Source organism: Cupriavidus taiwanensis, from assembly GCF_900249755.1.
Taxonomy (GTDB): domain Bacteria; phylum Pseudomonadota; class Gammaproteobacteria; order Burkholderiales; family Burkholderiaceae; genus Cupriavidus; species Cupriavidus taiwanensis_D.
In genome coordinates this window covers 1,730,934-1,751,801 of sequence record NZ_LT976853.1, presented here as the reverse complement: position 1 = coordinate 1,751,801, position 20,868 = coordinate 1,730,934, and the positions used below count along the sequence as shown (strand labels likewise).

The 20,868-nt window shown below is 65.4% G+C and carries 16 protein-coding genes and 1 tRNA gene; 7 read left to right on the top strand and 10 right to left on the bottom strand.

Going from position 1 to position 20,868, the window contains the following annotated elements; genetic code table 11:
• Positions 1-77: 77 nt before the first annotated feature.
• Positions 78-866, top strand: coding sequence for a MipA/OmpV family protein (locus CBM2594_RS08035; protein WP_232346578.1), 789 nt, complete (start codon positions 78-80; stop codon positions 864-866).
• 142 nt (positions 867-1,008) lie between these two features.
• Positions 1,009-1,800: a transporter substrate-binding domain-containing protein gene (locus CBM2594_RS08030; protein ID WP_116356363.1), complete on the top strand. Its 792-nt coding sequence runs from the start codon at positions 1,009-1,011 to the stop codon at positions 1,798-1,800.
• Positions 1,801-1,967: 167 nt separating this feature from the next.
• On the opposite strand, the gene leuD is transcribed toward CBM2594_RS08030, so the two are convergent.
• The 4 genes from leuD to CBM2594_RS08010 form a co-directional block, all read right to left on the bottom strand.
• Complete coding sequence (gene leuD, locus CBM2594_RS08025) at positions 1,968-2,600, bottom strand: 3-isopropylmalate dehydratase small subunit (RefSeq protein WP_174077596.1); 633 nt, start codon at positions 2,598-2,600, stop codon at positions 1,968-1,970.
• A 2-nt stretch (positions 2,601-2,602) separates the two neighbouring features.
• Positions 2,603-4,003 (bottom strand): 3-isopropylmalate dehydratase large subunit, encoded by a 1,401-nt coding sequence (gene leuC, locus CBM2594_RS08020; protein ID WP_116357734.1) that lies wholly within the window; start codon positions 4,001-4,003, stop codon positions 2,603-2,605.
• Positions 4,003-4,887, bottom strand: coding sequence for an isocitrate lyase/PEP mutase family protein (locus tag CBM2594_RS08015; RefSeq protein ID WP_373457570.1), 885 nt, complete (start codon positions 4,885-4,887; stop codon positions 4,003-4,005). The genes leuC and CBM2594_RS08015 overlap by 1 nt, the downstream gene beginning before the upstream one ends.
• A 277-nt stretch (positions 4,888-5,164) precedes the next feature.
• Positions 5,165-5,956, bottom strand: a complete 792-nt coding sequence (locus CBM2594_RS08010) for a GntR family transcriptional regulator (protein ID WP_116356361.1) — start codon at positions 5,954-5,956, stop codon at positions 5,165-5,167.
• Between the two features lie 264 nt (positions 5,957-6,220).
• Between CBM2594_RS08010 and CBM2594_RS08005 the strand changes: the two genes are divergently transcribed.
• The 5 genes from CBM2594_RS08005 (at position 6,221) to CBM2594_RS07985 (ending at position 11,926) form a co-directional block, all read left to right on the top strand.
• Entirely contained in the window at positions 6,221-7,090 is an 870-nt protein-coding gene (locus CBM2594_RS08005) for a tripartite tricarboxylate transporter substrate binding protein (RefSeq protein WP_232346577.1), read from the top strand.
• A 120-nt stretch (positions 7,091-7,210) separates the two neighbouring features.
• Positions 7,211-8,365, top strand: coding sequence for a 2-methylaconitate cis-trans isomerase PrpF family protein (locus tag CBM2594_RS08000; RefSeq protein WP_116356359.1), 1,155 nt, complete (start codon positions 7,211-7,213; stop codon positions 8,363-8,365).
• A 74-nt stretch (positions 8,366-8,439) separates the two neighbouring features.
• The gene (locus CBM2594_RS07995) at positions 8,440-9,426 is read left to right on the top strand and encodes a Bug family tripartite tricarboxylate transporter substrate binding protein (RefSeq protein WP_116356358.1); all 987 of its coding nucleotides are present in this window, start codon (positions 8,440-8,442) and stop codon (positions 9,424-9,426) included.
• 80 nt (positions 9,427-9,506) lie between these two features.
• Entirely contained in the window at positions 9,507-10,913 is a 1,407-nt protein-coding gene (locus CBM2594_RS07990) for an MmgE/PrpD family protein (RefSeq protein ID WP_116356357.1), read from the top strand.
• A gap of 26 nt (positions 10,914-10,939) precedes the next feature.
• The gene (locus tag CBM2594_RS07985; protein WP_198048112.1) at positions 10,940-11,926 is read left to right on the top strand and encodes a tripartite tricarboxylate transporter substrate-binding protein; all 987 of its coding nucleotides are present in this window, start codon (positions 10,940-10,942) and stop codon (positions 11,924-11,926) included.
• A gap of 134 nt (positions 11,927-12,060) precedes the next feature.
• On the opposite strand, the gene CBM2594_RS07980 is transcribed toward CBM2594_RS07985, so the two are convergent.
• The 6 genes from CBM2594_RS07980 to mnmC form a co-directional block, all read right to left on the bottom strand.
• A tRNA-Val gene (locus CBM2594_RS07980) sits at positions 12,061-12,136 on the bottom strand.
• Between the two features lie 191 nt (positions 12,137-12,327).
• The gene (gene lon, locus CBM2594_RS07975; protein WP_116356355.1) at positions 12,328-14,739 is read right to left on the bottom strand and encodes an endopeptidase La; all 2,412 of its coding nucleotides are present in this window, start codon (positions 14,737-14,739) and stop codon (positions 12,328-12,330) included.
• Between the two features lie 253 nt (positions 14,740-14,992).
• The gene (gene clpX / locus CBM2594_RS07970) at positions 14,993-16,270 is read right to left on the bottom strand and encodes an ATP-dependent Clp protease ATP-binding subunit ClpX (RefSeq protein ID WP_012352668.1); all 1,278 of its coding nucleotides are present in this window, start codon (positions 16,268-16,270) and stop codon (positions 14,993-14,995) included.
• A 252-nt stretch (positions 16,271-16,522) separates the two neighbouring features.
• Positions 16,523-17,173, bottom strand: a complete 651-nt coding sequence (gene clpP / locus CBM2594_RS07965; RefSeq protein WP_116356354.1) for an ATP-dependent Clp endopeptidase proteolytic subunit ClpP — start codon at positions 17,171-17,173, stop codon at positions 16,523-16,525.
• Between the two features lie 99 nt (positions 17,174-17,272).
• A complete protein-coding gene (tig, locus tag CBM2594_RS07960) occupies positions 17,273-18,628 on the bottom strand; it encodes a trigger factor (RefSeq protein WP_116356353.1) in 1,356 nt (451 codons plus the stop codon).
• Between the two features lie 229 nt (positions 18,629-18,857).
• Entirely contained in the window at positions 18,858-20,831 is a 1,974-nt protein-coding gene (gene mnmC, locus CBM2594_RS07955; protein WP_116356352.1) for a bifunctional tRNA (5-methylaminomethyl-2-thiouridine)(34)-methyltransferase MnmD/FAD-dependent 5-carboxymethylaminomethyl-2-thiouridine(34) oxidoreductase MnmC, read from the bottom strand.
• Positions 20,832-20,868 lie beyond the last annotated feature (37 nt).

Here is a 20,868-nt window from a genome sequence, read left to right as displayed (position 1 = left end):
ATGCCTCGCCAGATGCAAGGTTGCGCAAGCGCTACCGCGCACTCCCGGCGCTTGCCGCGGTACTCGCCACGACTTGCATGGCGCAGGATTTCGATGCCATCGAGCGGCCATTATGGGAAGCCGGCCTTGGGCTCGGCGGCATCACCCTGCCGCACTACCGCGGCTCGGACTCGCGCGCCAACCTGCTGTTTCCGGTGCCCTACTTTGTCTACCGCGGCGAGCATTTCCGCGCCGACCGCAACGGGGTGCGCGGCAAGTTATTCGATAGCGACCGGATCGAGGCCAATGTCAGCCTCGGCATCTCGCTTCCGGTCAAAAGCAGCCAGGACGAGGTCCGGCGCGGCATGCCAGACCTCAAGACCGCCGTGGAAATCGGACCTTCGCTGGCGGTCACGCTTTGGCATTCCGCCGAGGACCGTACCCGGCTCGATCTGCGGCTTCCGATACGGCTGGCCGTGACCGTGGAGTCGTCGCCCAGGGCGATAGGCTGGATCTTCTCGCCGAACCTGAACCTGGACATTGCCAATGTCGGCGGCCTGCCCGGCTGGAACCTGGGCTTGATGGCCGGGCCATTGTTCTCGAGCGCGCGTTACAACCAGTACTTCTATTCTGTCGAACAGCAATTCGCAACCGCGGCGCGTCCGGCCTACACCGCACAGGGTGGATATTCCGGCAGCATGGCGCTGGCTTCGTTGTCCAGGCGGTTCCGCCATGTCTGGTTCGGCGCCTTCGTCCGCTACGACCGGCTCGACGGCGCCAGCTTCGAGAACAGCCCGCTGGTGCGCCAGAAGGACGCCCTTGCCGCCGGGCTGGCGCTGAGCTGGGTCTTTGGTCAGTCGTCGACGTATGTGTCGAGCCGGGAATAGGGTCACATGCGGCTCATCGCGACGCGATGCGCGGCGGCGGGTCTCGGCTGAAGGCATGCGCCTGGGAGCACGTATGCGATATATTTCCGCAGGCCATCCGGCCAACTCGCAACATCCTCCACAGAGAAAAAACGACATGCCAATGACAAGGACGATCGTCAGCGCTGTTGCCCTGCTTTGCGCCGCTCCGGTATTCGCGCAGCCGGCCACGCCGCCCGCCGGGCTGTCACCCGCATTGATCCGCGTCGCGCAATCGGGCGTCCTGCGCGTGTGCACGCCCGGCGACTACAAGCCCTTCAGCTTTATGAAGTCGGAAGGCCAGTACGAAGGACTCGACGTGGATTTGATGACGTCGCTGGCTAGCTCGCTCGGCGCCAAACCGCAATTCGTCAAGACCAGCTGGGCCACGCTGATGCCGGACTTCGTCAGCGGCAAGTGCGATATCGGCACCGGCGGCATCTCGGTGTCGCTGGAACGCCAGAAGCACGCCTATTTCAGTGCGCCCTACATGGTCAATGGCAAGACGCCGATCACGCGCTGCGAGAATGTGCAGCGCTTTCAGACCATCGAGGCGATCAACCAGCCCGGCGTGCGCGTGATTGCCAATCCCGGCGGCAGCAACGAGCGCTTCGCCCGCACACACCTGTCGCGGGCCCGGCTGACGATGCACAAGGACAACCTGACGATTTTCGACGAGGTCATCCAGGGCCACGCCGACGTCTTCGTTACCGAGGCCGCCGAAGCCATCGTCCAGAGCAAGGCCCACCCGGAGCTATGCGCGGTCAATCCGGACAAGCCGCTGCAGTACGCTGAAATGGGCTATCTGCTGCCAAACGGCGATGAGGTGTTCAAACGGTACGTTGACCAGTGGCTGCACCTGGCCCGCGCCGGCGGCGAATTCGATGCGCGCCGTGCGGCCTGGCTGGGGAAGTAGCGTTTCGCATGCCATCGACGACGCAGGCACGCGGCGGGTCAGCGTACATGCGTCGATAGCACGCCAGTAGGCTCTGCCGACTGCCGACGGCTGCTGTCTTCCCGTTGCCGGGCGCTCGCCAGCGAAGGCGTCCCGGCGCGCGGGGCCCGGGAAGAGGCCGACAAACACTACTGCAGCACCAGGCTATCGCCCTCCACAATCCAGGCCCACCCTCTTCGCTGCCGATCCTTCGCCTGCCAGGCGCGAATGATTTCATCGTCCTTCAACGTGAGTCCGATGTCGTCCAGGCCGTGCAACAGCCCCTTCCGACGCATCGCCGCGAGTTCGAACGGGATCGATGAACCGTCGGGCGCGATGATCGTCAACGCCTCGAGGTCCACGCGCACCGGGGCGCCATACGCGCATTGCGCAGCCAATGCCTCGATCTTCTCCGGCGGCAATGCGACTGGCAACAGTCCATTCTGAAAGCAGTTGTTGTAGAAGATGTCGCCATAGCTAGGCGCAATCACGCACCGCACGCCCATGCCCTTTAACGCGACTACCGCGCCTTCACGCGACGAGCCGCAACCAAAGTTGCGTCCGGCCAGCAGCACCGGGGCGCCGCGGAACACCGGATCGTTCAGGATGCAGCCGGGGTCCTCGGTGCCGTCAGGCCGGTAGCGCAACGCCTCGAAGGCATAGTGACCCAATGCACCCGGCGGCTGCTCCGTCAGACGTTCAATGCGAATGATCACATCGGTATCGACGTTTTCGCGCAGCAGCGGAATGGCGGCACCGATGACTGTCGTGAATGGCTGCATGGTCATTGAAGTCTCCGTACGTCTGTGATCCGGCCGGTCACGGCGGCAGCTGCCGCCATGGCGGGGCTGGCCAGGTGCGTGCGCGCCCCCGGCCCCTGCCTGCCGACGAAATTCCGGTTGGAGGTTGAAACCGAACGCTTGCCGGGCGGAACCTGCTCGCCGTTGGCTGCAACGCACATGCTGCAGCCCGGCTCGCGCCACTGGAAACCGGCGGCTTCGAACACCGCACGCAATCCCTCTGCCTCCGCCTCGCGTTTCACGTTCTCCGAACCCGGCACCACCCAGGCGGTGATGCCCGGCGCCACCCGGCGCCCCCGGACAATGGCCGCCGCCGCGCGCAAATCGGACAGCCGGGAATTGGCACAAGACCCGATAAAAACCCAGTCCACCGACGTTCCGGCAATCGGCGCGCCCGGCTCCAGGCCCATGTAGTCGAGAGCGGCAACGACGGCATCGCGCCGCGCGGAATCGGCTTCGTCTTCAGGTCGCGGTGTCACACCGTCAACCGCGATCACCTGCTCGGGACTGGTGCCCCAGGTAATGGTTGGCACCACCGCCGACGCATCTATCCGCTCTTCGCGGTCGAACACGGCGTCGGCATCGGTGCAAAGCGCCAGCCAGTCGGCTGCGGCCCGCTCGAACAACTCGCCGGCGGGCGCGAACGGTCTGCCCCGCACCCAGTCCACGGTCTTCTGGTCGGGCGCGATCAGCCCAAAGCGCGCCCCCAGTTCGACGCAGAGATTGCAGACCGTCAATCGCCCTTCGATGTCGAGCGATTGGATAGCCGGGCCAGCAAATTCGATGGCGTAGCCGACGCCTGCGGCGGCGCCAAGCTTGCCGATCACATGCAGAATCAGGTCCTTGGCGGTGACGCCCGTTCCCAGTTCACCCTCGCAGAGAATGCGCATACGCCTGGGCTTTTGCTGGCGTAGCGTCTGCGTGGCCAGGGCATGCGTGCTTTCGGAAGTGCCGACGCCGAACGCCATCGCTCCGATGCCGCCATTGGTACACGTGTGGCTGTCGCCGCAAATCACCGTGAGCCCGGGCAGTACGATGCCAAGTTCGGGGCCCATTACATGCACGATGCCTTGCCCAGGCTCGCCCAGATCGAACATCCGGATACCCGCCTTCGCCGAACCCTGGCGCAACCCCTGCCACAGGCGCCCGCCGGGCGGATAGGTATCGCCGTCGCGCCCCGGGCGACTGGACACGGCGTGATCAGGTGTGGAGAACACCAGCTTCGGATCATGCAGCGGCAACCCGCGCGCGGCCACGTCGCGCAACGCCGGCGGACCGGACAGGTCGTGCAGGAGATGGCGATCGATGTGCAGCAGCGCCCAGCCGTCGCCAAGATCACGCACCACGTGCGCGTCCCAAAGTTTATCGACCAGCGTGCGCGCCATCATTGTGCGTCCGCCTGCGTTGCTCTTGCGCCGGCGTTGAAGCGCTGGCGCAAATCGTCCCACTCGTCCGCGCCGAAACGGCGGAACGTATGCGCCACGCTGGCGCCGACGTCGGGCGCCATATGCGTGGCCTTGAGGGATGCAAGTGCGGCGTCACCCGCCTCGATGGCGGCCTTCAGCATCAGGCCCGGCAAGATCGCCAGCTTGTAGCCCATTTGTTCGGCTTCGCGCAAATCAAAGATCGGCGTGCGACCACCCGGCACGACGTTCAGCAGACAGGGGCCGCCAACCTCGCGCGGCACCCGGGCCACTTCGTCGAGCGTCTGCGTGGCCTCGACGAATGCCATGTCGGCACCCGCTTGCAGCGCGGCATTGGCGCGCCAGATCGCTTCGTCCAGCCCGATCATCGCGCGGGCGTCGGTGCGGGCGATGATGACGAAATCCGGCGTACGACGGGCCTGCGCGGCGGCACGGATCTTCGACACGAACTCCTCGCGCGACACTACCTCCTTGCCATCGAGGTGGCCGCATCGCTTCGGCGCGACCTGGTCTTCGATATGAATCGCGGCCACGCCGCGGGCCTCGTACTCGCGCACCGTACGCGTGACGTTCAACTCGTTGCCGTAACCGGTATCGGCGTCGGCGATCAGCGGAATCGAGATCGAACGCGCCATCACCGCTGCGTTGTCAACCATCTCCCCCATTGTCAGCAGACCGAAGTCAGGGAACCCTCGCGCAGCCGATGTGCCCGCGCCGGTCATGTAGCAGGCGCCAAAGCCGGCCTGCTCGATCAGGCGCGCGCCGATCGCGTCGTAGGCGCCAGGGGCGACCAGCATGCCAGGTGCGTCAAGCCGCCGGCGCAGGGATTGAATGGGGGTCATCATCGGTCCTCTGAAGTCGTCTTCGGCACGAACGTGATGGAACATCGCGAACGCCCGCAAACACAGGTTATGTGTTTATATTCTAAATACAACTATGGGCGCGCGTCAAAGACCTTGTTGAAGGCTTCTTGCAACGGATTTCCGGCGTGGTGTGTATCCCTCACCGCTGCGGGAGATGGGAAGGTTGCGGCCCGCGCCCCGCCCGGGCACCCGAACCACGATTCGAAAAGGGAGGAACGGCGGCGCTACCGCTGCCTGATATGCGGGCCGCCGGGGCGGCTCAGCGATCGTGCACGATGCGTCCGGTCACCAGCGTGTTGACGCTGTCGCCCTGGAAGTCCATCAGGATGCGGCTGCGCTCAGGACTCAGGTAGATGCTGATATGCAGCACCGGCACATCAGACTGGTCGTGCATCAGCCGCACCAGCTTCAGCAGCGGCGCGCCTACTTCGACACCCAGCAGCTTCGCCAGCACGGGGTCGGCCAGCTGTGCGGTGATTTCCTGGACGACGCTGCCGAACCTGACTCCCTGGTTCATCAGCAATTCATAGAGCGCATGCTTTTTCAGCGAAGCGGCCGACACGCCTGTGCCCATTGCTGCGGGGATCCATGCGTCAGTCAGCATCACGGGGAGTCGATCGGCGCATCGCAGCCGCAGTGCATGCACGGCCCGCTCGTCGGCGGCCAGTTGCAGTTGCGCAGCGATATCAGGAGGTGCCTCGGCCTGACTGACCTCGATCACCTTGACCTGCGTTTCCTGCGCGGTCTTGCGCAGGCTTTCGACCAGACTCAGGCTAGGCGCTTGCCGGCCAGCAACCTGCATCTTGACGAAGGTACCAAGGCCGTGCCGCCGCTCGACCAAGCCCTGGGAGGCCAGATCCGTCAGAGCACGACGCACGGTGATGCGCGAGACGCCGTAGCGCTCGCAGATGGCCTCTTCCGTAGGCAGCACACCCGACCCTGCGTAGACGCCGCGCGCGATTTCGTCGCGCAGCACGTTGAAGATCTGCCGATGAAGCGCAGTGCCGGCAGCGCGTCGGACCTGGGGGGTATTACGGACTTTGATCGACATGGCATTAGGAAAAACGACGTGACGAGGATAGCACAGGCCAACGCCCGCGATTCTCACACACTTGACCGCGCCGCATAGTTGTTATTATTCTATAAACACATTACAACATCGACGCCGACATCGCACAGACCATTGCGTCGCCAGGGAGACAATATGCGACAACGAATCAAACGCCGGCTGATCTGGTCGGCTGCCGCCTTGCTGGGCTGGGTGGCGCCAGCTGCCTTGGCCGCAACGGCTACGCCATGGAAGCCCGAGCGGCCCGTGACGCTGGTGGTGCCCTACGCCGCGGGAGGTGGAACGGATGCCACGGCGCGCGCGGTCTCGAGGCAGCTCGGTGCCATTTGGGGACAACCGGTGGTGGTCGAGAACCTGCCCGGCGCCGATGGGTTGATCGGCACGCGCAAAGTGATGGAAGCCCGCCCCGACGGCTACACGCTGCTGCTGCAGGTCCCTGCCGTCACGATTACCAGCCATCTTCCCGGTTTGAAAGGCATCGATCCGCTGGCGAAGCTGCAGCCGATCACCGCCATCTCGCAATCGCCGGCCGCGATCGTCGTCAGCGCCAAGCTGCCCGTTTCCTCGCTGGCCGAGCTGGTGGGCTACTGCAAGACGGCCGCGCCGCCATGCTCGCTGGGCAGCGGCGAAAGCCTTGCACGGGTATCCGGCAAGCAGCTGGCTGCCGAAGCAGGCATCCCCAACCTGATTGTCGTCAACTACCGGGGCACCGGACCGATCGTGACCGACCTGATCGCCAACAACGTCAATATGTCGTTCACCGGGATCACCGCGGCGCTGCCGCATTACAAGGCCGGTACGCTAAAAATCCTGGCGACACAAGGCCGCACCAGGGCCGCCGCCTTGCCGGACGTACCGACTACCGCCGAAGCGGGCTTCCCGCAATTCCAGTCGGTGACGTGGTTCGGCCTGTTTGCGCCCAGGGGCACGCCGAGCGCCGTCGCGGAAGGCCTGGTGGCAGCGCTGCGCGAGGGAATCAAGGATCCGGAGGTGCGCAGGACCATCGCCGCGGCCGGCGCGGAGCCGGTAGTCAACTCGCCAGCCGAGTTCGCCGCCCAGGTCAAGCAGGACAGAGACAGGCTGGAAGCCCTGATCAGGAAGTATCCGTTGGAGTGATGCTCCAGCGGACTGGTGCACGGCCCTCACCCGCCTTCTCTACCGCCGAATGCGAGCGAGGAACCGAAAGCTCGTGCACCAACCCCCTTCATCCTTGTTTAAATCACCATCGACCCCGACATGTACTCCGATCAATTCGCCATCCCCTGCGTGCTGATGCGCGGCGGAACCAGCAAAGCCTTGTTTTTTCACGCCAACGACCTGCCCGGGCCTGGCCCCGAGCGCGACACCCTGCTCAAGCGCGCGATGGGCACGCCCGACGTGCTGCAGATCGACGGCATGGGCGGATCCCGACTGGTGACATCCAAGGTGGCGATCATCAGCCGCTCATCCCGTCCCGATGCCGACGTCGATTACACCTTCGCCCAGGCCGACGTCGAGCGCGATCGCATCGGCTACGACGGCAACTGCGGCAACATCTCCTCCGCGGTCGGACCGTTCGCCATCGATGAAGGCCTGGTCGACGCAGTCGAGCCGGTAACCACGGTGCGCATCTATAACACCAACACCGACAAGCTGCTGATTGCCAGGGTGCAGGTCGCGGGCGGCAAGGCGCGCGTGACGGGCGACTGCGCGATCGCCGGCGTGCCGGGCACGGGCGCGGAGATCCTGATGGACTATGCTGGCACGGTCGGGGCGAAGACCGGACGTCTGCTGCCTACCGGCAACGTGGTCGATCGCATCACGCTGTCGGATGGCCGCACGGTCGAAGCGACGCTCTGCGACGTCGCCAATCCCTGCGTATTCGTCGCCGCTGCCTCGCTCGGACTCACCGGCAGCGAGTTGCCCCCGGAAATCTCTGCCAACGAGGCGCTGATCGAAACCATCGGCGAGATCCAGTCGCGTGCCGGCGAGATGCTTGGCCTGTGGCCGCGCTGGCAGGACGTCAAGCTGCCTGGCCTGCCGCTCTTCGTGATGGTGGCGCCGCCCGCCGACTTTACCGACATGGCTGGCGCCGGCCAACGCGCCGAACAGATGGATCTGCACGCGCGGCTGGTATTCCTCGGCAAATGCCACGACAGCATGGCCGGCACCGGCTCGATGTGCACGGCCGCGGCATCACGCCTCCCTGATTCCATCGTGCATCAGGCGCTCGGCGCGCCAGCTGCCGTCGGTGGCGAGTTGCGTATCGGCCATCCCCTTGGCGTGATGCCGGTCCGCGTCGAAGCGAACGCGGGCGCGCGCCCCGAAGACACATCCTTCGCCGTGCTGGGGCTGGCACGCACGGCGCGCCGGCTGATGTCCGGCGAAATCCATGTTCCGCGCGACTACTGAGTCGGGTAGCGCTAACGCCCCGCTGCAACACATTGGTCCCGGCAACGCACCGGGTGCCATTTCCAGGAGACACGATGACACCCAACCCTCGGCGACGCCGCCTGCTGGCGCAACTGGCCGGCACCAGCGCGGGCTTGTTGCTTGCGCCTTGCACCGCACGAGCAAACGACACGGGTCCGATCCGTCTCGTGGTCGGCTATCCGGCCGGACAGACTGTCGACATCATCGCCAGGAATTACGCCGCAGCGCTGACGAAGTCGCTCGGACAATCCGTCTATGTCGAGAACCGTCCCGGCGCCAACGGCATCCTGGGCGCGCAGGAAGTCAAGCGCAGCAGTCCTGACGGCCGCACCCTGCTATTCGGCACGCTGGGCCAGCTCGCGATCAATCCCGGCCTCTACAAGAAGCTGCCGTATGACCCGTTGAAGGATTTTGCGCCGGTATCCCTTGTCAGCATCGGCCCGCTGCTGCTGGTGGCCAACCCATCGTTTCCCGCCAGCAATCTGCAGGAACTGATCCGCTACGCCAGACAGCATCCCGACCAGGTCCACTATGGCTCCGGCGGCAATGGCATCACCGCTCACCTCGCGATGGAGATCCTGCAAGCGCGTGCAGGCATCCAGCTACGGCACGTGCCTTACAAGGGTTCGCCCGCCGCGTTGAACGACCTGATGGCCGGGCAGGTATCCCTCGCGTTTGACGCCTTGCCATCTGCGATGCCGCACGTCCAGGCCGGCAAGCTGAAGGCGCTTGGCATCAGCGGCGCGCAGCGCAGTCCGCAGCTGCCTGCGGTCGCCACATTGTCCGAGCAAGGGCTAAAGGACTTCGAGATCTACTCGTGGGTCGGCATCCTGGCCCCTGCCGGCACCAGGCCCGAAGTGGTATCGGCGCTGAACGCTGCCATTCGCGGCGCCGCGTCTTCGCCGCAAATCCGGGATTCCCTGCGCGCAACCGGCTCGCAGCCCGTGCTTGAATCGCCCGCGTACTTCGCCGATTTCCTACGCCAGGAGGGAACGCGCTGGGCACGCGCGGTGGTCGATGCCGGCGCAGAGATCGATTGATCCGTTGCCTTTCGACATTCGCTTTGGCGGGCGCGCGCAGCCCATATTCCACACCTTTTTTCATTCCATCCGGAGACAGCATGACGCTTACCCACAGCGAAATCGGCGCGGCCCGCGCGCACGATGGCGCGACCGCCGCGCTTGCAGCGCTTGCCGCGACGACAGCAGGCAGCGCGATTCCCGAACCCGTGCGCGCGTGCGTGCGTGACTGTCTGGTCGATTTCGTCGGCCACACTGCATTCTCCGCACAATTCGCTGAAAGCAGTCCCGCCTTTATCGCCGGTACGCGCGACCTCGACACGCAAGGCGGTGGCTTCACCGTGGTCGGGTTAAGCGAGACCTTCACGCGCCAGCAGGCCACGCTGCTCAACGGCGCATTCGCGCACACCATGGACTTCGACGACACCAACGGCGCAGGTGTGCTTCACCCCGGCGCTCCGGTGATTCCAGCCGCGTTGGCCGAAGCCGAGCAACGAGACGTTGACGGCAAGGCTTTGCTCGATGCCATTGTGATTGGCTATGAAGTCGCTTGTCGGATCGGCGCGGCACTCAACACAAGCGCCTACGAACGGGGCTTCCATAACACCTCGGTGGCTGGCATCTTCGGCGCCGCGGCGGCCGCGGGCAGGCTGCGCGACATGAATGCCGCGACGATCGAGGCAGCCTTCGGCATCGCCGGCAGCCTCGCCTCGGGGTCGATGCAATACCTCGAGAACGGCGCGTGGAACAAGCGGCTGCATCCCGGCTTCGCCGCTCACAATGCCATGCTGGCACTCAGCTATGCACAGGCCGGCGTGGTTGCCGCGACAGAGCCGATCGCCGGCCGCTTCGGGCTGCTGGCTGGGTACACCAACGCACCGCGGCCCGAGCAGCTGATCAACGGTCTTGGAACCCAATGGCTTGCGGGGCAAACCGCGCTGAAGCCCTACCCGTCGTGCCGGCTGACCCACGCGGCGATCGATGCGGCGCTGTCGCTACGCGAGCGCTTTGTCCAAGGTGCCCTGCCCGACGCGCGCTTGCAGGTGACCATCTCGCCGACGGCGCACAAAATCGTTGGCGAGGCGTTGGAGGCCAAGCTCGCGCCACGAAACATCGTCGACGCGCAATTCAGCCTGTACTTCCAGGTCGCATGCGCATGGCTGGATGGCGGGGTCGAATGGCAGAGCTATGAGCGGCGGATCGGCACGGCCGAAATGTCGGCGATGACGCAACGCATCTCGGTAACGGTGGATCCCGACCTGGCACCGGGCGGCTGCCGCCTGCGCGCCGAAGCGGACGGCGGCGGCCGGCACGATATCGAAGTGCTGGTGCCTTCGGGCGACCCTTCTACGCCTTTGTCGCCGGCTGGTGTGCGGCGCAAGTTTCTGTCATTGGCGACACCCGTCTATGGCTCGGCGCGCGCCGCCGAAATTGCCGACCGACTCCAGCGCATCGATCGCGAAAGTTCGGCCGCGGCAGCCATTGCGTCGTTGCGCGCCCCCGCATGAATTTCTCTGACCCGAGACACATCGACATGAACAGAACGCTACCCCTGCTCGCATCCTTCGCCCTGATGGCCCTTTCCACGCTGTCGCACGGCAAGACCGATGCCTACCCCACGCGGCCGATCCGCGTGGTAGTGCCGTTCAGCGCCGCGAGCAGCGCAGACAATCTGGCACGCGCCCTGAGCGAGAAGCTGTCCGAAAAACTGAAGCAACCGCTCGTGATCGACAACCGCGTGGGGGCCGGCGGAACGCTCGGCGTAGCGGCGGTCGCCAAGGCGCCGCCGGACGGCTACACGCTGCTGCTGACCACGTCCTCCCCATTGGTAATCAGTCCGCTGATCGACCGCTCGGTGCAGTACAACGTCGAAAAGGACCTGGCCCCGGTGGCGATGCTGTCCACGGGGCCCTTGCTGCTGGTGTCCAGCCCGAACCTGCCCGCCCGCAATGTGCAGGAGCTGATTGCGCTGCTGAAGAAAGAGCCCGGCAAGTACAGCTATGCGTCCAACGGCAATGGCAGCTACTCGCACATGGCGATGGAACTGTTCGCGCGGATGGCAGGCGTCGATCTTGTGCACATTCCTTACAAGGGACCCGCGCAGGCGGAAGCGGATGTCATTGGCGGGCAGGTGACGCTGATGTTTGATGCAGTGGGAACGGCCACCAGCATGATAAAAGCCGGCAGGCTGCGGTCCTACGGCACCAGCTCGGCGCAACCCGATCCCCTGGCGCCTAACCAGATTCCGCTCGCCGCACAAGGCGGCGCAGCCTTGAAAGGCTTCGACGTGTTCGGCTGGTCAGGCCTGCTGGCGCCGGCCGGAACACCGCCATCCGTGATCGCGACCTTGCAGAAGGCAGTTGACGACGTATTGGCCGACGCGGCGTTCCGCCAACTGATGGCCGGACGGAACACGACGCTGGTCAAACCGCAGGCCTCGCGCGAGATGGGCAGGCAGATTCGCGGGGATCAGGCCAAGTGGGAGCAACTGGTGAAAAGTGCGGGGATCAAACTGGAGTGACAGCGGGTGGTGGCCGGCTCCTTTCGGGCAATAGATCCTTCCCCTTTGGCCGGCCCCGATACGCAGCAGTGAAACAGGCATAAAAAAAGGACCCAGATCACTCCAAGGTCCTTGATTCTCGCCGGTAGAGCGTGTGGTGGGTGCTGAGGGGTTCGAACCCCCGACCTACGCCTTGTAAGGGCGCCGCTCTACCAACTGAGCTAAGCACCCGCTCGACCGTTGCAGGCGGTCTGCCATGCAACTTGCTGAACGCTCCGCACCTCGCGGCAGATGCCGTGGTTTGCGTTGCGAGGGCGCAAGTTTAATACAGGTGATTTCGGTTTGCCAAGGCCCGCGCGGACAAAAAAACGCCGCCGGGCATCGCTGCCCTGCGGCGTTCCGTGCATGCGGCTGAGCCGGGCTCAGTGATGCAGGCGCTCGACCTTGGCGGTGGCCTTGTCCGCCACGTCGGCGGGCTTGGCGTCGTCTTCCGGCAGTGCCTCGGGCTTGCGCTCGAGCGCCAGTTCCAGCACCTTGTCGATCCAGCGCACCGGCACGATCTCGATGGCGTTCTTGACGTTGTCCGGGATCTCGGCCAGGTCCTTGACGTTTTCCTCAGGGATCAGCACCAGCTTGATGCCGCCCCGGTGAGCCGCCAGCAGCTTTTCCTTCAGGCCGCCGATAGGCAGCACCTCGCCGCGCAGCGTGATCTCGCCGGTCATGGCGACATCCGCGCGCACCGGGATGCCGGTCAGCACCGACACCAGCGCGGTGGTCATGGCACCGCCTGCCGACGGGCCGTCCTTGGGCGTGGCGCCTTCGGGCACGTGGATGTGGATGTCGCGCTTCTCGAACATCTCATCCGTGATGCCCAGGCGGCGTGCCCGCGAACGCACCACCGAGCGTGCGGCCTCGACCGACTCCTTCATCACGTCGCCCAGCGAACCGGTGCGGGTGATGTTGCCCTTGCCCGGCATGATCGCGGCTTCGATGGTCAGCAGGTCGCCGCCCACCTCGGTCCACGCCAGCCCGGTCACCTGGCCAACCTGGTTTTCCTTGCCGGCGAGGCCGAAGTCGTACTTGCGCACGCCCAGGAATTTGTCGAGGTTCTCCGAATCGACCTTGATCGTGCCGGACTCCTTCTTCAGCAGCAGGAGCTTGACCGCCTTGCGGGCGATCTTGGACACCTCGCGCTCGAGCGAACGGACACCGGCTTCGCGCGTGTAGTAGCGGATGATGTCGCGGATCGCAGCATCGGTCACCTCGATCTCGCCAACCTTCAGACCATTGTTCTTGATCTGCTTCGGCAGCAGGTAACGCGTGGCGATGTTGAGCTTTTCTTCCTCCGTGTAACCCGACAGGCGGATCACTTCCATGCGGTCGAGCAGCGGCGGCGGGATGTTCAGCGAGTTCGACGTCGCCACGAACATCACGTCGGACAGGTCGAAGTCCACTTCGATGTAGTGGTCCTGGAACGTGTGGTTCTGTTCCGGGTCCAGCACCTCGAGCAGCGCCGACGACGGATCGCCGCGGAAGTCCATGCCCATCTTGTCGATCTCGTCGAGCAGGAAGAGCGGATTGCGCACGCCGACCTTGGACAGGCTCTGCAGGATCTTGCCCGGCATCGACCCGATGTAGGTCCGGCGGTGGCCGCGGATCTCGGCCTCGTCGCGCACGCCGCCCAGTGCCATGCGCACGAACTTGCGGTTCGTCGCGCGCGCCACCGACTGGCCGAGCGAGGTCTTGCCGACGCCGGGAGGACCGACCAGGCACAGGATGGGCGCCTTCACCTTGTCCACGCGCTGTTGCACCGCGAGGTACTCGAGAATGCGTTCCTTGACCTTCTCCAGGCCGTAGTGGTCTTCATCCAGCACGCGCTCGGCGTTGGCGAGGTCATTGTTGACCTTGCTCTTCTTGCGCCATGGCAGGTTCACCAGCGTGTCGATGTAGTTGCGCACGACGGTGGCCTCGGCCGACATCGGCGACATCAGCTTGAGCTTCTTGAATTCGGCGTCGGCCTTCTTTTTGGCTTCCTTCGGCATGCGCGCCGCCTTGATGCGCTTGTCGAGTTCTTCCAGGTCGGCGCCTTCTTCGCCCTCGCCCAGTTCCTTCTGGATGGCCTTGACCTGCTCGTTCAGGTAGTACTCGCGCTGGCTCTTCTCCATCTGGCGCTTGACGCGGCCACGGATGCGCTTTTCAACCTGAAGGATGTCGATCTCGCCCTCGAGCTGCGACAGCAGGCTTTCCAGGCGCTCGGTCACATTGACCATCTCCAGGATCTTCTGCTTCTGCTCGAGCTTGATCGGCAGGTGCGCGGCGATGGTGTCCGCCAGGCGCCCTGCCTCGTCGATGCCCGACAGCGAGGTCAGGATCTCGGGCGGGATCTTCTTGTTGAGCTTCACGTACTGGTCGAACTGCGACACGATCGCGCGGCGCAGGGCCTCGGTCTCGGCGCTTTCGCCAGGTGCGGGCGGCACGGGCACGGCTTCGCACATGAAGTGCGAATCGTCCTCGCTCACCTCGCGGATGTTTGCGCGCTGGGTGCCCTCGACCAGCACCTTCACGGTACCGTCGGGCAGCTTCAGCATTTGCAGGATATTGGCGATGCAGCCGACCTCGTACAGGTCGTCGGCGGTCGGCTCGTCCTTGGCCGCCGTCTTCTGGGCCACGAGCATGATGCTCTTGCCCGCCTCCATCGCAGTCTCAAGCGCCTTGATGGACTTTGGGCGTCCCACGAACAGCGGGATCACCATGTGCGGAAACACCACCACGTCGCGCAGCGGCAACAGTGGCAGGCGAATCGGCTCGGCCGGGAGGAGTTGTGTTCCGGACATCATTTTCCCCAAGTCAGTCATTTAAGGCGTAAATTGGGCCGCCCGAATCGATTACAAGATACGTGCCAATCGATTCATCAAGGCAGGCAGATGCCGCTCCCTGCACTTGGTGGCCCCTCTGAAACAGCATACCCGCGTTTCCTCCCTGTCGTCGGTAGAAATAAACAAAAAAAGCCGCTCGCTTCTCCGCGAACGGCCTTTCCGCCCTGCTGCCGCTGTGGTGCCGATTCTGACCACGTTGGCAGCCCTCGCGTCAGTTTGACCCTGCCACCTTGGGCTGCTGCTCCTCATACATCAGCAGCGGCGGTGCATCGCCGTTGATCGTGTTTTCATCGATCACCACCTTTTGCACGCCCTTGTAATTCGGCAAGTCATACATGACGTCCATCAGCGACTGCTCCAGGATCGAACGCAGCCCGCGCGCGCCGGTCTTGCGGCGGATCGCCTTGCGGGCGATGGCGCTCAGCGCACCGGGGCGGATTTCCAGCTCGACGCCTTCCATCGCCAGCAGCTTCTGGTATTGCTTGACCAGCGCGTTCTTGGGCTCGACCAGGATCTGCATCAGCGCGGCCTCGTCCAGCTTGGCCAGCGTCGCCACCACCGGCAGGCGGCCGATCAGCTCGGGGATCAGGCCGAACTTGATCAGGTCTTCCGGTTCGGTCTGCGGCAGCACCTCGCTGACGTCGCGCTCTTCCTTGCTCTTGACCTGCGCGGCAAAGCCGATGCCGGTCTTGTCGGAACGCTGCATGATGACCTTTTCCAGGCCATCGAAGGCGCCGCCGCAGATGAACAGGATGTTGGTCGTGTCCACCTGCAGGAAGTCCTGGTTCGGATGCTTGCGGCCGCCCTGCGGCGGCACCGAGGCCATGGTGCCTTCGATCAGCTTGAGCAGGGCCTGCTGCACGCCTTCACCGGAGACATCGCGGGTGATCGACGGGTTGTCCGACTTGCGCGAGATCTTGTCGATCTCGTCGATGTAGACAATGCCGCGCTGCGCCTTCTCGACTTCGTAGTTGCAGTTCTGCAGCAGCTTCTGGATGATGTTCTCGACATCCTCGCCCACGTAGCCGGCTTCGGTCAGCGTGGTCGCGTCGGCGATCACGAACGGAACGTTGAGCAGGCGCGCCAGCGTCTGCGCGAGCAGCGTCTTGCCCGAGCCGGTCGGCCCGATCAGCAGGATGTTGCTCTTGGACAGCTCGACATCGTCCTTCTTGCCGAGGTGCTTGAGGCGCTTGTAGTGGTTGTAGACCGCGACGGCCAGGATCTTCTTGGCCTGTTCCTGGCCAATCACGTACTGGTCCAGGCTTTCGCGGATCTCGTGGGGCGTGGGCAGGTCGGAGCGCGCGGCCGCGGCGGCGTCTTTCTCGGATGCCGTGGCCTCATCGCGGATGATCTCGTTGCACAGGTCGATGCATTCGTCGCAAATGAACACCGACGGGCCGGCAATCAGCTTCTTGACCTCATGCTGGCTCTTGCCGCAGAAGGAGCAGTACAGAAGCTTTTCGCTGGATGAACCTTTTTTGTCCGCCATAGGAATCAGTCACTTTTGCAGTGCGCACACCGCGGGGCGACAGGCTCCTCGGCGATACGCTTCAAACGCATCATACGCCAAAACAATTGGCATCACCGGTGGTTCCCCCCGGCTGTGGGGCGAAGGCCCCGTTTCACAGGTTCCGATGCGAAAAACGAGGCACGGGGCCTCGTTCCGGTGTAGCCTTCGCCAGTTGAGCCCGGCCAGCATGGCCGGCCGCCGTTGCAGCATAGGCCACGGCGGCGTGCCGCATCAGCCGCGGCGGGCGAGTACTTTGTCGATCAGGCCGTAGTCGACCGCCTGGTCGCCGCTCATGAAGTTGTCGCGATCGGTGTCGCGGGCAATCTTCTCGACCGGCTGGCCCGTCACTTCCGACAGGATGGTGTTAAGCCGCTCGCGCAGGTACAGGATCTCGCGCGCCTGGATCTCGATGTCCGAGGCCTGGCCGCGCGCGCCGCCCAGCGGCTGGTGGATCATGATGCGCGAGTTGGGCAGCGCCGAACGCTTGCCCTTGGCGCCCGCCGCCAGCAGGAAGGCGCCCATGCTGGCCGCCATGCCCATGCACAGCGTCGACACGTCCGGCTTGATGAACTGCATGGTGTCGTAGATGGCCAGCCCCGCCGACACCGAACCGCCCGGCGAATTGATGTACAGGGACACGTCCTTGTCGGGGTTCTCGCTTTCCAGGAACAGCAGCTGTGCCACCACCAGGTTGGCGGTCTGGTCGTTGACCTCGCCCACCATGAACACCACGCGCTCCTTCAGCAGGCGCGAGTAGATGTCATAGGCGCGCTCGCCCCGGCCGGACTGCTCGACGACCATCGGCACCAGCCCCAGGCCCTGGGTGTCCAGTGCCGAAGCCTGCGTGGTGGCGAGACGGTCAAGCAAATCATTGCGGGTCATGCATGTTCTCCATGGATTCGTCGGATCGCAAGGCAATCCGGGTAACTCGGGAAGTCCGGGCCCCGCACCGTGGCGCAGGGCGGCCGGTTACTTCCGGCCTCAGGCTTGCTGCGGGTTGCCTTCGGCGGTGAGTTCCTCGAAGGACACCTTCTTGTCGGTGACCTTGGCCTTGTCGCACACGAAATTTACCACGTTGTTTTCGAGCACGTAGGCTTCCATTTCGGCCAGGCGCTGCTGGTCGCCGTAGTACCAGCGCATGACTTCCTTCGGGTCTTCGTAGCTCTTGGCGAAGTCCTCGATCTCGGCCTTGATCTGGTCGGCCTTGGCTTCCAGGCCGTTGGCCTTGACGATCTCGGCCAGGATCAGGCCCAGCTTGACGCGGCGCTCGGCCTGCTGCGCGAACATCTCGGCCGGGATCGGCATGTCCTTGGCGTTGGGCATGCCACGCTGTTCCAGGTCGCGGCGGGCCATTTCGACCAGGCGCTCCTGGTCCTGCTCGATCAGGGCCTTGGGCACGTCCAGCTCGCTCGCCTTCAGCAGCGCTTCCATGACCTGGTCCTTCAGCATGGAATGGGTGCGGCGCTTCACTTCGCGCTCGAGGTTCTCGCGGATGTCGGCGCGCATCTTCTCGACGCTGCCGTCGGCGATGCCCAGCGACTTGGCGAAGGCTTCATTCACTTCCGGCAGGTGCGCCCACTCGATCTTCTTCAGGGTCACGGTGAACTCGGCGGTCTTGCCGGCGACTTCCTTGCCGTGGTAGTCCGCCGGGAAGGCCAGCGGGAAGGTCTTGCTTTCGCCGACCTTCAGGCCCAGCGCGGCCTGCTCGAACTCGGGCAGCATGCGGCCTTCGCCCAGCACGAACGGGAAGTCCTCGGCCTTGCCGCCGGCGAATTCTTCACCGTCGATCTTGCCGACGAAGTCCAGCGTGACGCGGTCGCCGTTCTGGGCGGTGACGTCGGCACCGCCGTCGCCATGCTCGCCGGCTTCGCCGCGGGCGTGGTAGTGCACGCGCTGCTTGCGCAGGATGTCGATGGTCTTGTCGACTTCGGCGTCGGTGATCTCGGTGGTGGTGCGGGTGACTTCAGCGGCCGACAGGTCGCCGATGGTCACTTCCGGGTACACCTCGAAGGTGGCGTCGAACGCCACTTCATCCTCGCCCACGCCTTCGTTCTTGATCTCGAACTTGGGCTGGCCGGCAACCTTGACGTCCTGCTCCTTGGTGATGTCGAAGAACTTGCGCGCGGCCTTGTCGAAGCGCACTTCGAACTCGACCTGCTGGCCGTACTGCTTCTCGACCATCTTCATCGGCACCTTGCCCGGACGGAAGCCCGACATCTTCACGGTCTTCGACAGGCGAACCAGGCGCTCCTGCTTTTCCTTCTCCACTTCGGCCTTGGGGATGGCCAGGGTCACCTTGCGGTCCAGCTTGCCGAGGTTCTCAATCACGTTCGACATGGTCGTAGATCCAATCCAGAAATGTAGTTGTGTTCGTAGGTGCTGCCGTCTGGTGCGCGTACCGCCCGCTTTACCGCCACGGTGCCGTCCTCACGGGACGGCCAGGGCAGCGCACCGGCGAACGGAAAGCTCCGCGCAAACGGAAAACGAGGATTATCGCACGGTTTTGATTCGCTTCCGGCAGATTTTGCCCGGAACGCGCCGCAACCCTGCCCCTGGCTGCGCCGCGCTACGCAGCCTGCCCATGGCGCAGCGCGCGCAGCAGCAGGCGTGCCGGATCCACCGCATCGGCCAGGTCAGACTCCAGCGGCAGCGGCTCGCCCTCGATCTGGCTGGCCACCAGTTCCGCGCCCAGCGCTGCCCAGGTGAGGCCGCGCGAAGCGTAAGCCAGCGCCGCATAGAGTCCGGGCAGGCGCGGCAGGTCGCGCAAGTGCGCGCCGCGAAGCGACGCCGCCTGCGCCGCCGCGGCGGCCTCGTCGGGCACTGGCCCGATCAGCGGCAGCCGGTTGTGCGTGACGGTGCGCACGCCGACATAGCCCGACACGTCCGCCGGATCGATCGCGGCGACGGCGCCGGCCTGTCCCGGCAGCAGTCCGGCCAGCCGGGCCAGGTTGGCGGCGTGGACCGCCGGCTGCGCCACCAGCGGGCCGCTGTCTTCGTCATAGCTGGAGCCGACGCGGCCGCTGCCGTCTGCGGCACGCGGCAGCAGGTAGCCGGCACCGGTCACGACGCAATCGGGCCAGCCGCCGAGTGCGTCGACCTGCGCCGATGCCAGCGTGGTCAGCTGGCCGCGCACGCGCCGCAGGATCCAGTGCTGCTGCGGCAGCAGTTGCTGGGCCTCGTGCGCATTGGCCAGCACCAGCACGGGTGCCGAAGCCAGTACGGCGCCGTCGTGCGCGAGCGCCCGCCATTGGTCGTCGACGCGCGCGATCGCCTCAACCCGGCAGCCGAAGCGCGCCGTCACCGCAGCGCCGGCACGCGCCAGCTGCGCCGCACAGATGTCCGGCGGCGCGACCCAGCCGCCCTGCGGGAACCACAGGCCGCCGCGCGGCACGCCGGCGTGGTGTGCCGCGGCCGCCTCGGCGGAGCTCATCCAGCGCACGAAATCCTGCGGCAGGCCCATCGCCGCCAGCGCGGCGCGCTGCGCCTCGCCTTCGGCCTCGTCCTCGCCGATCTGCAGCACGCCGCAGCCATGCCAGCCGACCGCATGCCCGGCCTCGGCCAGCGCCGCCCAGGCGCGCAGCGCGTACTGGTTGCCGGCACGCGACAGCCGCGACAGCAGGCTGTCGTCGGCCGACACGTGCGCATGCATGGCGGCGGCGCGATGCGCCGAGGTCTGACGCGCCGGCCCCTCGTGACCGTCGAACAGGGTGATGCGCCAGCCGCGCGCGGCCAGCCGCTCGGCCACGGCGCAGCCCGCCAGTCCGGCACCGACCACGATGGCATGGCGCTCGGGCCATTGCGCCGGCAGCGGCGGCGCGTGGCGGCGCGATTTCCATTGCGGGCGAAACTGCGCGACCGTCATGTCGCGCTTGCCGCCAAAGCCGGGCACCTTGCTGACCTCGAAGCCGACTTCCTTCAGTCCGCGCCGCACGAAGCCCGCGGCGGTATACGTCGCCAGCGTGGCACCGGGGCGCGCCAGCCGAGCCAGGCCGCGGAACACCGGCGCCGACCACATGCCGGCATTGCGCGCCGGCGCGAAGCCGTCCAGGTAGAAGGCATCGGCGCCGGCAGCCAGCCGCGGCAGCATGGCTTCGGCATCGCCCAACGCCAGTGTCAGCACCACGCGCCCCTGCTCGAACGCAAGCCGGTGCAGCCCCGGCAGCGCCAGCGGCCATTGCGCCTGCAACGCCTGCGCCAGCGGCTGCAGCCCGTCCAGGCCGGCATGCAGTTGCGCCAGCCCTTCACGCGTAAAAGGATGTTTTTCGATCGAGACGAAATGCAGCGTGCCGCAGCGCTGCGGATCGTCGCGCCACGCCTGCCAGGTCGCCAGGAAATTCAGCCCCTGGCCGAAGCCGGTCTCGACAATGACGAACTGCCGCTGCCCGGCCCACGCGCCCGGCAGGCCATTGCCGCCCAGGAAGACATGGGCGGCCTGCGCCAGGCCGCCTTCGGTGCTGTGGTAGACGTCGTCGTAGCGGGGCGAATACGGGATGCCCTGGGCAGACAGGATGGGCTCGGCGGGCTCGAGTGCGCGCGGCATGGGACAGGAAACTCGGAAGCAGGTGCCCCGCACGGAG